This window comes from Methylotenera versatilis 301 (genome assembly GCF_000093025.1).
Lineage (GTDB): Bacteria > Pseudomonadota > Gammaproteobacteria > Burkholderiales > Methylophilaceae > Methylotenera > Methylotenera versatilis.
On record NC_014207.1, the window covers coordinates 793975 to 812401 of the forward strand.

The following is an 18427-nucleotide window of genomic DNA, read 5'->3' on the forward strand; positions in this document are numbered from 1 at the left end:
GACGGAGTGTTAAATGAAAATTAACATTCCAACCATGCTTACATGGTTACGCATTTTGTTGATTCCTGTCTTTGTAGGTGCCTTCTATTGGCCAGAAAATCTTCATAAGCTAAGTGCAATGCCTTCACATTCGGTCAATATATTCATTACCATCATATTTGCGATTGCATCATTTACCGATTGGCTGGATGGTTACTTGGCGCGGCGCTGGAATCAAACCTCATCGTTTGGTGCTTTTTTAGATCCAGTTGCAGATAAACTCATGGTGGCAGCTGCATTAATTGTGCTGGTAGAGTTTGGCCGCGTAGGCGCAATTGTTTCTTTAATTATTATCGGCCGAGAAATCGCCATTAGTGCGCTTCGTGAATGGATGGCGGGCGAAGGGCAACGCAGTAGCGTGGGCGTTGCGATGATAGGCAAAATAAAAACGGCCGCACAAATGCTAGCGATTTTGTTCTTGTTATACTGGGATGAAATTGATTTAGGTAGCTTGGGTGTTTTTCCAACTCAGCTGTTTGGACATGCTTTAATCGTGTTGGCAGCATTTTTAACATTGCTATCAATGGCTTATTATTTAAAGGCAGCATGGCCAAAATTAAAAGGAAAATAAAACTGAAATAAATATGCAATTTGAATGTCGATTGGTATTGACGACATTCTGAAAGTCGCTATAATGGCGCCTGTCTTAACGACGCGGGAATAGCTCAGCTGGTAGAGCGATACCTTGCCAAGGTATAGGTCGCGAGTTCGAGTCTCGTTTCCCGCTCCACGAATTTGGTAGTAGTATATAAAACGGCGAATGCTAATAAGCTTTCGCCGTTTTAGTTTCAGCTTTTAATGTAGAATTATCATTTAAAATAGTTCTCACACAAAAGGCGCGATAGCAAAGCGGTTATGCCGCGGCCTGCAAAGCCGTTTAGACCAGTTCGACTCTGGTTCGCGCCTCCAAAAATCTCACAAAATTCATGATTAGCTATAGATTGAATTTACTCTTGTAATAAAACTCCCAAATTAGCCCATAAAGACCTCTTAAGCTAGAGATTTAATCTTTGGCTATTGCGCTATATTTTGCTCGTGATTCTAATTTTTAATCTAATAAATATTAGCTTTAGTCGCTTGCAAATATGTAAAGCTATGTAAATTTCCACCAATAAAACCGCCATTGCAGTTCATTTTTATACAGCTTGCGCCTGTTTGGCATTAAACTTGCTGTTCGCTTTATGTGATGTGACTTTTTTTGAAAAAGTATGATTTATAGAACAAGTAGTACAATCGGTTTTTGGGCGTGACGATTAACAGGGAAAAACATGAGTGCTGAGAACTTAACTCAAATTGAAAATGTTAAAGGTGAAAATATAGGTGTTGTTGATACCTTGTTAGATAGCCTTGTACTTATTTGCCGTATTCAAAATGTTGCCACTTCCAAAGATGCCTTGATTTCAGGGTTGCCGTTACGTGACGGTAAAATGACGCCTACGCTAGTTAAGCGTTCAGCTGAGCGTGTTAACCTAGCTGTCACTATGTTAAAAAAACCGATTGATAAAATTCGTTCAGAGTTTTTGCCTGCGATTTTATTGTTGAAAGATGAAGAAGCTTGCGTTTTGACCAAGCTAGATTTCAGTGAAAATAAAGCGAATGTGATTTTTCCTGAACTCGGTGATGCGGAAATATCGATTGCAATTAATGAGTTAGAAGAGCGTTGTTCAGGCTATTACATTGTAGCAAAAGCTAAATATGCGTTTGATCAGCGTGCGCCTATTGTTGGAAAAGTTAGATTACGTCATTGGTTTTGGGGTACGTTGGCAGAGAATAGTCGTATTTACCGTGACATTATGGTGGCTGCTTTTGTGGTGAATATGTTCGCTTTGGCGATGCCATTATTCACGATGAATGTATATGACCGTGTTGTGCCGAATCGCGCTGTTGAGACTTTATGGGTGATGGCGATTGGTATTTCGCTGATGATTATTGGTGATTTAATTCTCAGAACCTTGCGTGGTTACTTCCTTGATTGGGCGAGTACACGAGTCGATGTGAAGCTTACTGCACGCATCATGGAGCAAGTGCTAGGCATACGTCTTGAGCAAAGACCTAACTCTGTAGGCTCTTTCGCTTCTAATTTACGCTCGTTTGAAACTGTTCGTGATTTCATCACATCTGCCACAATTACAACGCTTATTGATATTCCATTTGGCCTGATTTTTATTGTGGTGATGGCTTGGATTTCTCCATATATGATTATTCCTGTGATTTTGGGAGCGGTTTTGATTTTAGTGTACTCATTTAGCGTGCAAACTAAAATGCATGAGCTTTCTGAAACCATGTATCGCGCAAGTGCTATTAGAAACGCTACATTGATTGAAAGTCTGGTGGGCCTTGAAACGGTGAAAGCTTTAGGCATTGAAGGGCAAATGCAGCGTAAATGGGAACATAGCGCGCACTTTCTCACTGAAGTATCGAGCAAGTTAAGATTGCTATCTTCATCTATCAACAACGGCGCAAGCACGATTCAGCAGTTGATTAACATTTCACTTGTGGTGCTAGGTGTTTATTTAGTAGTGAATGGCGATTTAACGATGGGGGGCTTGATTGCCTGCACGATGCTGGCTTCGCGCGCGTTAGTACCCATCGCACAAACAGCGGGTTTGTTAACGCAATATCATAATGCGGCAACTGCACTGACATCATTAGATGAGATTATGAAGCGCCCACTAGAGCGTCCATTGGATGCTAAGTTTTTATCGCGCCCAGCCTTTACTGGCAATATTGAATTCAGGGAAGTGAGTTTTAGCTATCCAGGTAGCGAGCAAGATGCGCTGACAAAAGTGTCATTCAAAATTAAAGCGGGCGAGCATGTGGCTTTGCTAGGTCGCATGGGCTCTGGTAAATCAACCATACATAAATTGATGCTGGGTTTATATCAGCCGACAGCAGGTGCAATTTTGGTGGATGGCATTGATGCGCGCCAAATTGATCCGGCTGAATTGAGACGATGTGTAGGCTATGTGCAACAGGATACGCATTTGTTTTATGGCACGATGCGCGATAACTTAACCATTTCAGCACAACACGTCGACGATGCTGCAGTACTTGCAGCGGCGCATGTGGGTGGTATTGATGAGTTCATTAATGCACATCCTAAAGGTTTTGATATGCAGATTGGTGAGCGTGGCGAAACCTTATCTGGCGGTCAGCGCCAAGGTGTTGGTATCGCTAGGGCGTTGATTGGTAATCCTGCAATATTGTTGTTAGATGAGCCAACCAGTGCGATGGATCACTCGGGTGAAGATGCGATTAAGCGCCGCCTTGTAGAGGCTACCAAGAATAAAACGTTGGTATTAATTTCTCACCGTTCCGCTTTATATGATTTGGTTGATCGTATTATTGTGATTGATTCTGGCCGAATTGTGGCAGATGGACCTAAAGAACAAGTGACGGAAGCGTTACGCAGTGGCAAAGTAGGTAAAGCACTATGAGTGAAAATCTATTTAAAAGAATCGGTCAGCTAAACGAAGCTTTCAAAAAGCAAACGTGGCTTACTAAGCCTATTTATCATCTATTAGATAAAATGGCACCCACTGAAACTAGAGAAGATTTGCATTGGGATGACGAAGCCGATTTGGCGATTTTAGAACAGACACCACTAAGAGCAAAGGTGCTGTTGTATAGCATTGCGGCAGCCTTAGCAGTGTTAATCATTTGGGCATTTTTTGCAAAAGTGGATGAAGTGACGCGCGGCGAAGGTCGGGTGATTCCTTCTAAGCAAGTGCAAGTAATTCAGTCTTTGGATGGAGGCATTGTTTCTGAAATATTGGTGGCTGAAGGACAAGCTGTTAAGGTTGGTACGCCACTGATTCGCATTGATGAAACGCGGGCTGTTTCATCATTAAGAGAAAATCAAACCCAGTATTTAGCGTTATTGGCAAAGCAGTCTAGGCTGACTGCCTTAGCTGAAGGTACAGCATTTAATCCGCCAAAACAGGTACAAATGAATGCGCCGCAAACTTACGACCAAGAATATGCTTTGTATATTTCTAGTAAAGAAGAGTTGCAGTCCACCATTAGTATCGCTCGCGATCAAATGGATCAGAGAGAGAAAGAGTTAATCGAAGTGCAGTATCGTAAAGAAGTCGCAGAAAAGAATTATGAGTCTGCGACTAAAGAATTGGCTGCAAATAGACCTTTATTGGCAAGCGGTGCTGTTTCTGAAATCGACATACTTAAACTAGAAAGAGAGTCCACCAAAGCTAAAGGTGATATTGACCAAGCACGTGCGCAAATTAGCCGTATTGAATCCTCAATCGGTGAGGCAAGACGTAAAGTGACGGAAGTTGATCAAACCTTTAAAAGCAAAGTGCGTACTGAACTTAATGACATCACAGCGCGCCTGAATAGCATCACTGAAACGAGCGTAGGGCTGACCGATAAAGTCAATCAAGCAACCTTAAAATCACCTGTTAATGGTAAAGTCAGTCGCTTATTCTTCAATACTGTTGGAGGCGTGATACAGCCAGGTAAAGAGGTGCTAGAAGTAGTGCCTACCGACGAAGCACTAATATTAGAAACTAAAATTCAAATCAAAGATATTGCGTTTATTCGATTAGAACAACCTGCAGTGGTTAAGCTAACTGCTTATGACTACAGCATATACGGTGCGCTCGATGCAAAGGTGGAAAGCATTTCAGCTAACTCGATTGTCGATGAAAAAGGTAATGCTTATTACGTTGTGAGAGTACGCACCTTAAAGTCTAGCTTAGGTAAAGGCTTGCCGATTATTCCTGGTATGGTGGCTCAGGTAGACATTATGACGGGTAAGAAGACGGTACTTTCATACTTGCTTAAGCCGGTATTAAAGGCAAAATCATACGCATTTAGTGAGAGATAAATGCAGGATATTTTCATTACAAAATTGCCTGCCGGTATAGACAGTTGGACTAAAGCATTTCCTAAATCTACATTAGCTGCCATCGTGCCAGAAGTTCTTGAGCGCGTAGCCACAAAGAGCAAAGCCGCCGAATCTTGTATCTTTTGGTTGCACATGAATGAAGATCGCCAGCAATGGATGGAAAATACTATTGCGGCTATTATGAAAAACCATCAAGGTGCAAAGATTGTAGTACTTGCCAATGTGCCAAACCATGCTGAGTCTATCCATGCTTTAAAACTAGGTGCAATGGGCTATTGTCATGCGCATATAGCGCCTGCGGTACTTAAAGAGATTAAAGCAGTCATCAGCCATGGCGGCTTGTGGGTGGGACAAGATATTCTTCAGGCCTTAATCGAGACCTCTACAAAGTTAGTGACTAATCGCCCTGAACAAGTTGATACTTTATTAGGTAAGCTGACAAAACGTGAAAAAGAAGTGGCTTTAGAGGCAGCAAAAGGATCTAGCAATAAAGAGATTGCTAGAATTTTGAGCATCACTGAACGAACGGTAAAGGCACATCTAGCTTCTACTTTTGAACGATTAAGAGCTAAAGACAGACTGCAATTAGCGTTGATGCTTAACGGTAATTACAAACACTAAGCTTGAGTGAGTTAATTCGCACGGCCCTGTGCGAATTAAGGTGGGTCAATGTTGCTTGGCTTAATGCTTTAAGCGATATGAATCCCTGGCCCTGTCATGCCATCGATCCCAATTTGTTTTAATGTCGTCTGTTCATCAATGGTTTGCACGCCCTCGGCAATTGCGATTACGCCAATAGAGTGAGCAATCATGCATAAGCCTCTTAACAGTGTTTTGTTGCCTTCATTGCTATCAATATCCTTAATGATTGATACATCAATTTTAATGTAATCTAAGCCCACGTCATGTAGTTCACCAAGGCGAGCAATATGTGTGCCTACGTGTTCTATGCCAACTTTACAGCCTAATGGTTTTACCTGATTGCAAAAATGGCGGAACTCAGCCGAGAATTCGAAAGCGCTTTTTTCAGGAACCTCAAAATATAGGCGGCTGGCTACGCTTATATTTAATTTAATCAACTTGCAGGTTTTTTCAATAAACTCAGGGTTGCAAATGGCGCTGGCTGAAAGATTCAGGCCGATAGATTCTGTGCCCGTAGCGAGCTTTCCTAGTGCGGTTTCTAAGACTAACTCATCTACTCGGCTCATTAAATTAAGCTGCGTTGCCCATGTAATAAATTCGCCCGCAGAATACCATTTGCCGTTAGGCTCTAGCTGAAGTCTGACTGGGCTTTCATTATGAATTAACTGACCATTTTGATTGATGACAGGGTAAGGCTCAAGCCTGATTCTTCTGTTATCTAGGGCAGATGTGAGCAATTTTTTCCAATTTTCTTGGTCATTTTTCCGATATTGTACGAGATCGTTATGATTTATTACATGCAGCGTATTTCTGTGTTGAATATTTACTTTATCAACCACGCTATCAATAAACGAGATGAATTTTTCTGCTGCTTCTAAAATAGAAACAAGATTCTCTGCTGTGTCTGATTTTGTGACATTAATCGCTACGGTCAAGAAGTTAGCACTCAAAGTCTCCTGCTTTGTTTGGCTTACATTGATTAGCAGTTCTTTAATTTGCAAGCCCAGCGTATCCGTATCCAATGGACGAGTGCAGAATATGCCGAAATCTGTGCCTGTTAACCGCGCTGCATAAAGGTGTGAATGGTTTTTACACTCATTATCCAAAGCCTCACCTATTCTTTTTAACAGTGTATTGGTTTCCTGATGGCCGAGTGTTTGATCAATCAGTGCTAAATTAGCGAGTCTTGTAACAATCAAAATACCTGAGCTAAAAGTTTCTTCATGGCTAATACTGGCGTTCACTCTACGGATAAAATAGTCGAAATTCATCAACCCCGTAATTGGCTCAAAGTTAGCTTGGTAACGTAACTCCTCTAGTCGAGATGACTCTTCTGTCACGGTGTTTTTAATGCGATTAGAAAGGCTATTCATCGCATTGACGACTGCTTTAAATTCAGTAGTTTTTGGTTCGGTGATGCTGATGAAGCGATTCTCACCAATTGCCTTGGCTTGATTCACAACATCATCCAACGGACTTAAGATTTTCTCTAAAATTTTGCCGCCACCGTAGCAGGCTAGTAAGCCTATAAGCGACGCCCAAAGCGCGATTTCTATGGTGGTATCCCAAAGTTTATCGTAGGCAAAATTAGAGTCGCTTTCCAAAGTGATTGAGCCGAATTGCTTCCAGCCATCTTGCACCTCAGCAACGCCTGCTTGCGCTTTAATTGGGATCAGCTTGGTAAACCAAGAGGGTGCTTTGGTTTTACTATTGGCGTTAACACGTTCGCTGATCATCTTCCCGTTAGGGTCAAATAAGCCGATATAACGATAGTGACCAGAATCAAATTGCGCGGAAATGAGCAAGTCTATCGTCGTTGCATCTTTTTGCATTTGGGATATGGATAATGCCAGCGATGTCGCGTTATCAAGGTTCTTGAGCTGCAATTGCTCTTCTAAATAATTTTTACTCGATAGTGTGCTTAATACAAAGCTGCCACCACTGGCGAGTATGAGTATAAATATGATTGCTAACCAAAGTTGTTTTATCAGTGACATTTTAATATCCTTGCTTTTGATTATTCTATTCCATCCGCTTGCATGCGTGTTAGCACATCCAGCCATTTGGAGAGGTGAGAAGTTGCTTCGCCCTTGGGTTTGCTGCTTGAACCGACCCAAATACCCTTGTCATTAAAGCTAAAAATTGGCGTTAAATCGGGTCTGCTGGACGCTGGTAAAATTTCTGGTTTTAAACTATCTAAAATGAGCGGAGTAGATTGCGGCGTGGGGTAGTAGCTCAGTACCATGTGTGCCCGCACTGTTCTGATGCCATCAAAGTTTAACTCAGCACGCACGTAAGTGAGTCTGAGTTTGTCATTAGGCACATTTAATACTTTTAAAAACACATATTTGGCAATGCTGTAATCTTCGCAATCGCCAGCTTGACGACCGATTGCCTCTAAAGGCGTTGCCCAATAGTCTGACTTTCCCCACAAGTCTATATCTTCTGCATAATTGATTTTCCGGTTAAAGAAATCGTTTATCTGCTTGAGTTTTTCCGCCTCGGTCGCGGTTTTTAATTGTGTGATTAATTGTTGAAGCTCTACTACATCTTGATACGCCTCGTCGCCATATCTTTGTTTAGCTAGGCTACTTAGTTTGTTGAAGTCGCAACTGGCTGCGTAAATGCCAGTAACGCAGAAAAATACCAATGCAATCAATGCAATTAAGTTGATAGGCCGGGTAAATGCAACTGAATTTTTGATAAAACCCGAGATAACTAGCGCTCCATGGCTATCTATATGCGGTGGTTAGTATATAAATATTTGATCATTGGTATCAAGATACACTTAATTATGGCGTTATTGGTAATGGCGACATCTTTTAATGAAGATGGTATTTGTGTGGCTTTTCTATATTGAAGGCTTTAGCAAGTGTATTTTCCCTGCATTGTTATTGGCCATTAGTACAATATATTTATAGTGAAAAAGCATGTTTAATGCGATTGTAGAAAAAGTATGTAAGAAAAATAAAGCAAGTTAATTTTAAGCATTAGACTTTGAAGTATTCACAATCAATTAAGAGTTAATTTAGGACGTAATCATGGCAATCATCGGTAAAATCGTAGCAATGACAGGCACAGCAGTAGCACTTTCAGATAATGGTGCTAAGCGTGACCTGCATTTAGGTGATCAAATACAGTCTAGCGACGCAATCCAAACAGGGAAGGGCGTGTTTGTTGATTTGGAGCTGTCTAATGGCCGAGTGATACATATTGCTGCCGAGCAACTGGTCGCCTTTACGCCTGAGCTGACTAACCTGATTGCGCCAGATGCCTTAGACAGCGCAGTGAATGTAGCAACCATTGATACGGTCATTAAAGCCATTGAAGGCGGTCAAGACATTAATGATGTCTTAGAAGAAACTGCTGCCGGTAATGGTACGTTTACTATTCACGGTTTTGACTTTGTTAACTTACTAAGAATTAATGATGATCTAAATAGATTCAAGTTTGCCTATGAGTACGATACTGATGGCAGAGTAACGGCTGATCCAACTGCGGCTCAGGATGATGATAGATATGGTCTCAATAACTCTGGTGCAACAGGCACGGCAAACGCAGCGCCAGTAGGCGTGATAACGCCAGCGACAGGTGCTGAAGATGGTGGCGATATTGTTGTTAATTTGTCGGGTACAGACTCGGATGGTACCGTTGCCTCAGTATCTGTCACAACTTTACCGTTAACTAGCCAAGGTGTGTTGACTAAAGCTGATGGTACTCCTGTAGTTGCGGGTGCACCCCTTACTCCAGCTGAGGCTGCTAGTTTGGTATTCCACCCAACATCTAATTTCAATGGTACTGTTAATATTCCATTTATTGTAACGGATAATCAGGGTGCGGTTTCACCTGTGGCTACAACACCGATCACGGTGACATCAGTGAACGATGCACCGATAGCGGCTAACGGCAGCATCACGCCGACAGAAGACACCACGATTAACGTTCCGTTATCAGGCACCGACGTAGACGGCACCATTGCCAGCTACACCATTACTGCAGGCCCGACGCCGGCGCAAGGCAGATTAGTCTACGACAACGATGGTCTGCCAGGCACTCCACCAGTCGCGGTCCCATTGAACACCCCATTAACGCCAGCGCAAGCGGCGACGATCCAGTTCGTCCCAACCTTAAACTACAACGGCCCGGTTGCACCGATCACCTACATCGTGACTGACAACCAAGGCTTACCATCAAGCCCAGCGACAGTCACAATCAACCCAGTGACACCAGTGAACGACGCGCCGGTTGCTGTTGATGATTTCGCCAATACGCCTATTAACACGACCTCAGCACCACTTGACTTACTAGGTAATGACACTGACGTAGACGGCGACACGCTAACGATACAATCGATCAACGGCGTCGCTGTCACTGGCGCGGCGCAAACGATCGGAGTTCCCAATGGCACGGTTAATATTAGTGTCACTGGCGTCATCACCTTCACGCCAAATAACAATTACACTGGACCAGCCAGCTTTGATTACGTTGTACAAGATAAACTGACAGGCGGCTTAGCCGATACTGGTACAGTCAACATCACGGTAGGCAACAACACACTGCCGACCAGTGCGGATACTGTTAAAATCATAGACGAAGACACCACGCTCACATTAAATGTGACAGACTTTGCCTTCAATGACCCAGATGCCGGCCAAAGCTTAGCCAATGTACGTATTGACAGCCTACCGACTAACGGCACACTGACGCTTAACGGCGTGGCAGTTGCCACAGGCAACATCATCTCTGCGGCGGATATCGCTGCAGGTAAGCTCGTCTTTACCCCAGTCGCTAACGCCAATGGCGCAGCCTACGCCAGCTTCACCTTTAGCGTACAAGACAACGCTGGTGGATTTGATGCAACCCCTAACAAAGTCACGATTGATGTGACCCCAGTGAACGATGCCCCGATTGCCACGGCCTACGCCATTAGCGCGCCGGAAGACAGCGTCAGCATAGCTGTTAACCTCAGCGGTACAGACATTGATGGTACGGTTGCCAGTGTCAAAGTCAGCGGCTTACCGCCATCCAACCAAGGTGTACTGTTCTTAGCCGATGGTGTGACTGCGGTAACGACTGCAACAATATTAACGCCCGTCCAAGCGGCCAGCCTTAAATTTGTACCCGCCGCGGATTTCAACGGCACGGTCACCATCCCATTCACCGTCACAGACAATTTAGGCTTGGTTTCAACTAGCCCGGCGAATGCGGTGATCACGGTGACATCAGTGAACGATGCACCGATAGCGGCTAACGGCAGCATCACGCCGACAGAAGACACCACGATTAACGTTCCGTTATCAGGCACCGACGTAGACGGCACCATTGCCAGCTACACCATTACTGCAGGCCCGACGCCGGCGCAAGGCAGATTAGTCTACGACAACGATGGTCTGCCAGGCACTCCACCAGTCGCGGTCCCATTGAACACCCCATTAACGCCAGCGCAAGCGGCGACGATCCAGTTCGTCCCAACCTTAAACTACAACGGCCCGGTTGCACCGATCACCTACATCGTGACTGACAACCAAGGCTTACCATCAAGCCCAGCGACAGTCACAATCAACCCAGTGACACCAGTGAACGACGCGCCGGTTGCTGTTGATGATTTCGCCAATACGCCTATTAACACGACCTCAGCACCACTTGACTTACTAGGTAATGACACTGACGTAGACGGCGACACGCTAACGATACAATCGATCAACGGCGTCGCTGTCACTGGCGCGGCGCAAACGATCGGAGTTCCCAATGGCACGGTTAATATTAGTGTCACTGGCGTCATCACCTTCACGCCAAATAACAATTACACTGGACCAGCCAGCTTTGATTACGTTGTACAAGATAAACTGACAGGCGGCTTAGCCGATACTGGTACAGTCAACATCACGGTAGGCAACAACACACTGCCGACCAGTGCGGATACTGTTAAAATCATAGACGAAGACACCACGCTCACATTAAATGTGACAGACTTTGCCTTCAATGACCCAGATGCCGGCCAAAGCTTAGCCAATGTACGTATTGACAGCCTACCGACTAACGGCACACTGACGCTTAACGGCGTGGCAGTTGCCACAGGCAACATCATCTCTGCGGCGGATATCGCTGCAGGTAAGCTCGTCTTTACCCCAGTCGCTAACGCCAATGGCGCAGCCTACGCCAGCTTCACCTTTAGCGTACAAGACAACGCTGGTGGATTTGATGCAACCCCTAACAAAGTCACGATTGATGTGACCCCAGTGAACGATGCCCCGATTGCCACGGCCTACGCCATTAGCGCGCCGGAAGACAGCGTCAGCATAGCTGTTAACCTCAGCGGTACAGACATTGATGGTACGGTTGCCAGTGTCAAAGTCAGCGGCTTACCGCCATCCAACCAAGGTGTACTGTTCTTAGCCGATGGTGTGACTGCGGTAACGACTGCAACAATATTAACGCCCGTCCAAGCGGCCAGCCTTAAATTTGTACCCGCCGCGGATTTCAACGGCACGGTCACCATCCCATTCACCGTCACAGACAATTTAGGCTTGGTTTCAACTAGCCCGGCGAATGCGGTGATCACGGTGACCCCAGTGAACGACGCGCCAGCGGGCACCGACAACACCATCAGCACCCTAGAAGACACTGGACACAGCTTCACCGCTGCCGAGTTTGGCTTCACAGACCCTAACGACAGCCCAGCCAACAGCCTACAAGCGGTGATCATCACGACCTTACCGACTAGCGGCAGCCTGACCTTAGGCGGCGTAGCCGTCACTGCTGGTCAAAGCATTGCTGCTGGCAGCCTCGGCACCCTGGTGTACACGCCAGCGGCCAACAGCACTGCCAGTGCCAACTTCACCTTCCAAGTGGTGGACAATGGCGGCACTGCCAATGGTGGTCAAAACACCGACCAAAGCGCGAACACCATCACCATCAACGTGACCCCAGTGAACGACGCGCCAGCGGGCACCGACAACACCATCAGCACCCTAGAAGACACTGGACACAGCTTCACCGCTGCCGAGTTTGGCTTCACAGACCCTAACGACAGCCCAGCCAACAGCCTACAAGCGGTGATCATCACGACCTTACCGACTAGCGGCAGCCTGACCTTAGGCGGCGTAGCCGTCACTGCTGGTCAAAGCATTGCTGCTGGCAGCCTCGGCACCCTGGTGTACACGCCAGCAGCCAACAGCACTGCCAGTGCCAACTTCACCTTCCAAGTGGTGGACAATGGCGGCACTGCCAATGGTGGTCAAAACACCGACCAAAGCGCGAACACCATCACCATCAACGTGACCCCAGTGAACGACGCGCCAGCGGGCACCGACAACACCATCAGCACCCTAGAAGACACTGGACACAGCTTCACCGCTGCCGAGTTTGGCTTCACAGACCCTAACGACAGCCCAGCCAACAGCCTACAAGCGGTGATCATCACGACCTTACCGACTAGCGGCAGCCTGACCTTAGGCGGCGTAGCCGTCACTGCTGGTCAAAGCATTGCTGCTGGCAGCCTCGGCACCCTGGTGTACACGCCAGCAGCCAACAGCACTGCCAGTGCCAACTTCACCTTCCAAGTGGTGGACAATGGCGGCACTGCCAATGGTGGTCAAAACACCGACCAAAGCGCGAACACCATCACCATCAACGTGACCCCAGTGAACGACGCGCCAGTCAATACAATGACGACAATTACTGGCAATGAAGACGCTGCAATCAAGCTTACTGGCTTATCCATTGCAGATGTAGATGCTGGTAGCAGTAATGTAACAGTGACTTTGTCAGTTCCAACAGGTACGTTAGTTGCTGCGACTGCGGGTAGTGTTACTGTGTCTGGTTCAGGTACAGGTAGCTTACAACTGGTAGGTACGGTAGCTAACATCAATGCGTATTTAGCTGCAGTAGCTAATCAACCTATATTTACGCAAGGTGTCGCTGATTCTACTAGCTCAGTTACACTGACCATGGCAACTAATGATGGTGGAAATACTGGATCTGGTGGCGCACTTACTACAACAAATACCACGGCAATTAATATTACGCCAGTGGCAGATATTGCTGCGGATAGTGCACAGACCGTTAAAAATAGTCCGATCACCATTAATGTGAATGCAAATGATACCTTTGAAAATGCAGGACACACTATTACCGCTGTGAATGGCTCAGCCGTTACGGATGGTGGTGCGGCTGTCACTGTAACGAATGGTAGTGTACAGTTAGTAGCGGGTAACCTTGTGTTTACACCAACCACAAACTTTATAGGTACTGTTCCTAACTTTACTTACACGGTGACTAGTGGAGGCGCAACAGAAACTGCCAACGTATCTGTCACAGTGGTTGGAGTAAGTGCTGTGACTGCTGCGACACAGGCAGAGGGTACAAGTTTGGTTCATACAGTCACACTAAGTGCAACCACTACTTCGTCAATCACCTTACCCTACAACTTAGCAGGAATTACTGCAACGCCTGGGTCAGATTTTAGTACCGCTCCTACATTCAGTAATGGTGTCACTTTGGTAAATGGCGCACTTAATGTGCCAGCGGGCGTAACCAATTTTACTGTCACTGTACCAACGATCAATGACACAGTGTTTGAGCCAGCTGAAACCTACAATTTAACGGTAGGTGACGTGACTGCAGTCGGTACGATTACAGATAATGATAGCCAACCTACAATCAGTATTAATGATGTATCGGCTTACGAAAACGTTGGTACTAGAGTCTTTACTGTGACGTTATCAAATGCATCTTACCAAACGGTTACGGTGAACTACGCTACAAGTAATGGTACGGCAACTACAGGTAATAGTGACTATACAGCTACTAGTGGTACGTTGACTTTTGCTCCAGGCGAGACAACTAAAACTATTACGGTGACTGTTATTAATGATGCTGTGAATGAAGCAGATGAAACCTTTAACGTCAATTTAAGTGCTGCAACTAACGCTACTATTTCTGATAATTTAGGTGTGGGCACGATTCTGAATGACGATGCAACGGTTCGCCCAGTCATTGATTTAGATGCTAATAATAGTAGTGGCGCTACAGGTAATAACTTCGCTAGAACCTACACTGAAAATGCAGCTGGTGTGTCAATTGCTGATACTGATGTGACCATTACTGATGCTGACTCAGCTAATATGGTGAGTGCAACGATAACGCTGACCAACCCGTATGCAGGTGATGTGTTGTCATTTGGCGCTATGCCAGCGGGTATTACTGCCACACTCTCTGGTAACGTGGTGACCTTAACAGGTAGCGCAACTAAAGCAAATTACCTCACTGCAATTCAAGCGGTGACTTATTCAAGCACTTCAGACAATCCTTATACAGGTGCTGCACGCACTATTACAGTCACAGTGAATGATGGTATTGGTAACAGTAATACAGCCACTACTACCGTAACGGTGACTGCAGTCAACGATGCACCAGTGCTAGATTTAGATGGTAATAACAGCACAGCTGCAGGCACAGCTTACGCAACTACGTTCAGTACAGTGACTAGTAACCCAGTGGCAATTGCTGATACTGATATTACTATTACTGACCCTGATTCAACCGCGATTACAGGTGCAACGATCACCTTAAGTGCAACGAATAGGCAAGGTGCTGATGTACTGGTTGCGGGCACATTACCTTCTGGTATTACTGCAACGGTATATAACTCTGCAACAGGTGTTATTACTTTAAGTGGAACGGCAACACTGGCGCAATACCAAGCGGCAATCCGCGCTATTAGCTTCGATACAAGTTCTACCAGTACCTTAGCGCGTAGTGTAAGTGTTGTGGTAACTGATGGCATTACTAACAGCAATACGGCGATTACTACTATTACTTCAGTGGCAGTCAACGCAGCGCCAACGATTGATTTAGATGCCACGGCAGCAGGAACTGGCTATGCTAGCTACTTTAGTACAGTAACAGGTACGCCTGTTTCAATTGCACATACGAGTGTGGTTGTTGCAGATATTGATTCAACTGCGATTACGAGCGCTACAATCACTCTCACAAATGCACAAGCCAGCGATTTCTTGGCTGCAGGAACAATGCCTGGTGGTATTGTTGCCAGCGCTTATGATGCGACGGCACATACCATTACGTTAACTGGCAGTGGAACCTTGGCGCAGTATCAAACAGCAATTCAGGCGATTACGTTTGATAATAACGCTGCTAGCCCAAGCGCTATTACTAGAACTGTTAGCGTAGTGGTAAGTGACGGTACAAGTAATAGTAATGTGGCAGTCAACAGCATTACCTTTAACAATCCACCGGATGCAAAAGATGATGCGCCAGTGGTTAAATTGTACGAAGATACTGCAATCACCACTTTAACTGGTAATGCTATTACAGGCGGTACAGGTAATGTCGCTGATACCGATGTTGAAGGCAGTCCTCTACAGGTAACAGGCGTTGCAGCTGGCGCTTCAGCACCAGCAGGTACTGCAGCTTTAGGTTCACCTGTAACAGTAAGCGGTATTTACGGTACCTTACAAATTGCTGCAGATGGAAGTTATACCTACACCTTGGATAATACACGCGGCGCGACTCAAAACTTGCTGAATGGCCAAACGGCTAATGATGTGTTTACTTATAAAATCACTGATGGTAACGGTGGCTATGATACCGCTACTATTACTGTGCAAGTGGGTGGCTCGTACGACTTTACAGCGCATACGCCAGATGTTCAATTGATTGCAACCTCTGGTTTAAGTGGTGAATATTATGGCTATAACGATACGGTGACAGCGGGGAACCGGGTTCATGCTGACGATACTACGGCTACTACGCTAGGAACCACTTCAAACCTTGATTCTGTAGAAGACATTGCTAAGATTATTAACGGACGTGACTTAGCGATGGGCGGTAGCGGAAATGTAGTTGGCACTAACGCATCGGCTGCATCAAATGCCGCTGACGTGCAGTTCTACGTTAAAACGTTAAACTATGGGCTTTCACCAGTGGTAAACAGTAGTTTGGGCTCAAATGAAAAACAAGGCGCAGGTAACGCTTTATTGCCAGAGGATGGTGTAGCGCTAAGTACTACTCGCGCACTAAGCAATTTCCTTGATCAAGATGCTCCATCTGCAGTGGTGCAAACTGGTACACCAACAGGAACGGGTACTACGGTTGGTATTAATACTGGTTTGGGTACAACGACTGATGCGATGTTGCGTATGTCTGGTTTTGTGTATCTAGAGCGCGGAAACTATGACTTTAGAGTGATAGCCGATGATGGTTTTAGGCTGAAAATCGGTGGTGAAACCTTACTTGAGTACGATGGTAATCAAGCGCCTACAGTGCGTATCTATAACAACGTTGAAGTAAGTGAGGCTATTAGTGGGCTTACCTCTATTGAATTGCTGTACTGGGAGCAAGGTGGTAATGCCAATTTAACGTTTGACTTTAAACCTTCCAGCAGTAGCACTTGGGTGCCGTTCTCGCTTGATAGCGTTGCATTTTTCTCAAATAGCACTGCGCCAGCGCTTACGGATACTAGAATTCAAGACATTGTGGAAACTTCAACTAATCAGCAGTACGAAATTCGCACTGGCTCAGTTCTTGATGGCGATAGTGCTGGTAATACCTTGGTCGGTAACGAGGGTCGAGATTATATTCAAGGCTTCGGTGGGGATGATATATTGATTGGTAATGGGGGGGCAGATTACTTGGATGGTGGCATTGGCAACGATACGCTTAATGGTGGTGATGGTAATGATATTTTAGTCGGTGGCGCTGGTAACGACACTTTAATTGGTGGTTTAGGCGATGATATTTACCGCATTGACAGTGCAGGTGATGTGATTACTGAGAATGCCGGTGAAGGTGTTGACACGGTAGAGATAGATGCTGGCTACAATGTTGGTACTTATAATATGAATCTCGTTCCTAACATTGAGAACGTGTTATTGAATGGAAGTCTTAATAGCAATGTGACAGGTAATGCTGCTGATAACCGCATTACAGGTAATGATGGTAATAACATATTAGATGGCGGCGCTGGTAACGACAGGCTGATAGGCGGAAAGGGTAATGACACGCTTATCGGAGGCACTGGCAATGATATTTTTGAGTGGAACCTGAGTGATAAAGGCTCGATAGGCATACCAAATGTCGATACGATTACTGATTTTACCTATGCTAACAACGCAGCAGGTTCAATTGTTGTAAACGGTCAAACTTTCATCGATTCAAGTAATGTTCATGGTGACTCCATTGATTTGCGTGATTTATTAGTGGGGGAGCAATCAACAGAAGTGAATAATGGAAGCACACCCCAAATTGGCAACTTGCTCAATTATTTAGACTTTGCTGTGACGGGGTCTGGTGCAACCTTGCAGACAACAATGCACATCAGTTCTACAGGCCACTTTAATGGTACCAATGCAACAGGGACTAACTTTGTAGCTGGTCAAGAGGATCAAACCATTATATTCAAAGGGGTCGATCTTTACACAGCAACAGGGGCTACAGCTGGCAATGAGACGCAGCTTCTGCAAGCCTTGCTTAAAAATGGCACTTTAGTAGTTGATTAGTCGTTTAGGAGTGAGTTGGATTATGTTTAATGTAGCCGCTCACCTCAACGCATTTTTTGTTAGTGATGAGCTAGTTATTATCGATTAGTTTAAATGAGCGTTTTAAACATAAAAAGGCCGTGCTTATGCATGGCCTTTTTAATTGTAAAAAATTGATAACTACTCTTTAGGTGTGATTTTACTTTTTGATTTTAAAGGGTATTTTAAATTTAGCCACCCATTTGAGTGGGTGTGAGATTGGTGCTTTATCGGTATTATTCGACCATAAATAAACTTTAATTTTTTATGGCGAGAACGAAATATCATAAGCATTTTTTACAGTTATTATTACGGTTGTGGCTATAACCCTTGTGTTGGTTAT

General features: G+C 45.1%; 7 protein-coding genes and 2 tRNA genes. 7 read left to right on the forward strand and 2 right to left on the reverse strand.

The window, feature by feature from the left end:
• The first annotated feature begins 13 nt into the window (after positions 1-13).
• From pgsA to M301_RS03700, 6 genes are all read left to right on the forward strand, one after another.
• Positions 14-610 carry a CDP-diacylglycerol--glycerol-3-phosphate 3-phosphatidyltransferase gene (gene pgsA, locus M301_RS03675; RefSeq protein ID WP_013147412.1) on the forward strand — a complete coding sequence of 199 codons (597 nt, stop codon included), beginning with the start codon at positions 14-16 and terminating at the stop codon, positions 608-610.
• 83 nt (positions 611-693) lie between these two features.
• A tRNA-Gly gene (locus M301_RS03680) sits at positions 694-769 on the forward strand.
• Between the two features lie 105 nt (positions 770-874).
• Positions 875-948 (forward strand) — tRNA-Cys (locus tag M301_RS03685).
• Positions 949-1307: 359 nt separating this feature from the next.
• The gene (locus M301_RS03690) at positions 1308-3476 is read left to right on the forward strand and encodes a type I secretion system permease/ATPase (protein WP_013147413.1); all 2169 of its coding nucleotides are present in this window, start codon (positions 1308-1310) and stop codon (positions 3474-3476) included.
• Positions 3473-4885, forward strand: coding sequence for an HlyD family type I secretion periplasmic adaptor subunit (locus M301_RS03695; protein WP_013147414.1), 1413 nt, complete (start codon positions 3473-3475; stop codon positions 4883-4885). Before M301_RS03690 ends, M301_RS03695 begins: the two co-directional genes overlap by 4 nt.
• On the forward strand, positions 4886-5527 hold the full coding sequence (locus M301_RS03700) for a response regulator transcription factor (protein ID WP_013147415.1): 642 nt from the start codon (positions 4886-4888) through the stop codon (positions 5525-5527). It abuts the gene before it with no gap.
• 68 nt (positions 5528-5595) lie between these two features.
• Here M301_RS03700 and M301_RS03705 read toward each other — a convergent pair whose 3' ends face one another.
• Both M301_RS03705 and M301_RS03710 read right to left on the reverse strand, forming a co-directional pair.
• Positions 5596-7545 (reverse strand): bifunctional diguanylate cyclase/phosphodiesterase, encoded by a 1950-nt coding sequence (locus tag M301_RS03705; RefSeq protein WP_013147416.1) that lies wholly within the window; start codon positions 7543-7545, stop codon positions 5596-5598.
• 20 nt (positions 7546-7565) lie between these two features.
• Complete coding sequence (locus tag M301_RS03710; RefSeq protein WP_013147417.1) at positions 7566-8207, reverse strand: transglutaminase-like cysteine peptidase; 642 nt, start codon at positions 8205-8207, stop codon at positions 7566-7568.
• 382 nt (positions 8208-8589) lie between these two features.
• Between M301_RS03710 and M301_RS03715 the strand changes: the two genes are divergently transcribed.
• Positions 8590-18066, forward strand: a complete 9477-nt coding sequence (locus M301_RS03715) for a retention module-containing protein (RefSeq protein ID WP_013147418.1) — start codon at positions 8590-8592, stop codon at positions 18064-18066.
• Positions 18067-18427 lie beyond the last annotated feature (361 nt).

Excerpts from the sequence above, each read along its gene's own strand:
- pgsA (WP_013147412.1), top strand. The coding sequence starts at position 14 with ATGAAAATTAACATTCCAACCATGCTTACATGGTTACGCATTTTGTTG.
- M301_RS03690 (WP_013147413.1), top strand. The coding sequence starts at position 1,308 with ATGAGTGCTGAGAACTTAACTCAAATTGAAAATGTTAAAGGTGAAAAT.
- M301_RS03695 (WP_013147414.1), top strand. The coding sequence starts at position 3,473 with ATGAGTGAAAATCTATTTAAAAGAATCGGTCAGCTAAACGAAGCTTTC.
- M301_RS03700 (WP_013147415.1), top strand. The coding sequence starts at position 4,886 with ATGCAGGATATTTTCATTACAAAATTGCCTGCCGGTATAGACAGTTGG.
- M301_RS03705 (WP_013147416.1), bottom strand. The coding sequence starts at position 7,545 with ATGTCACTGATAAAACAACTTTGGTTAGCAATCATATTTATACTCATA.
- M301_RS03715 (WP_013147418.1), top strand. The coding sequence starts at position 8,590 with ATGGCAATCATCGGTAAAATCGTAGCAATGACAGGCACAGCAGTAGCA.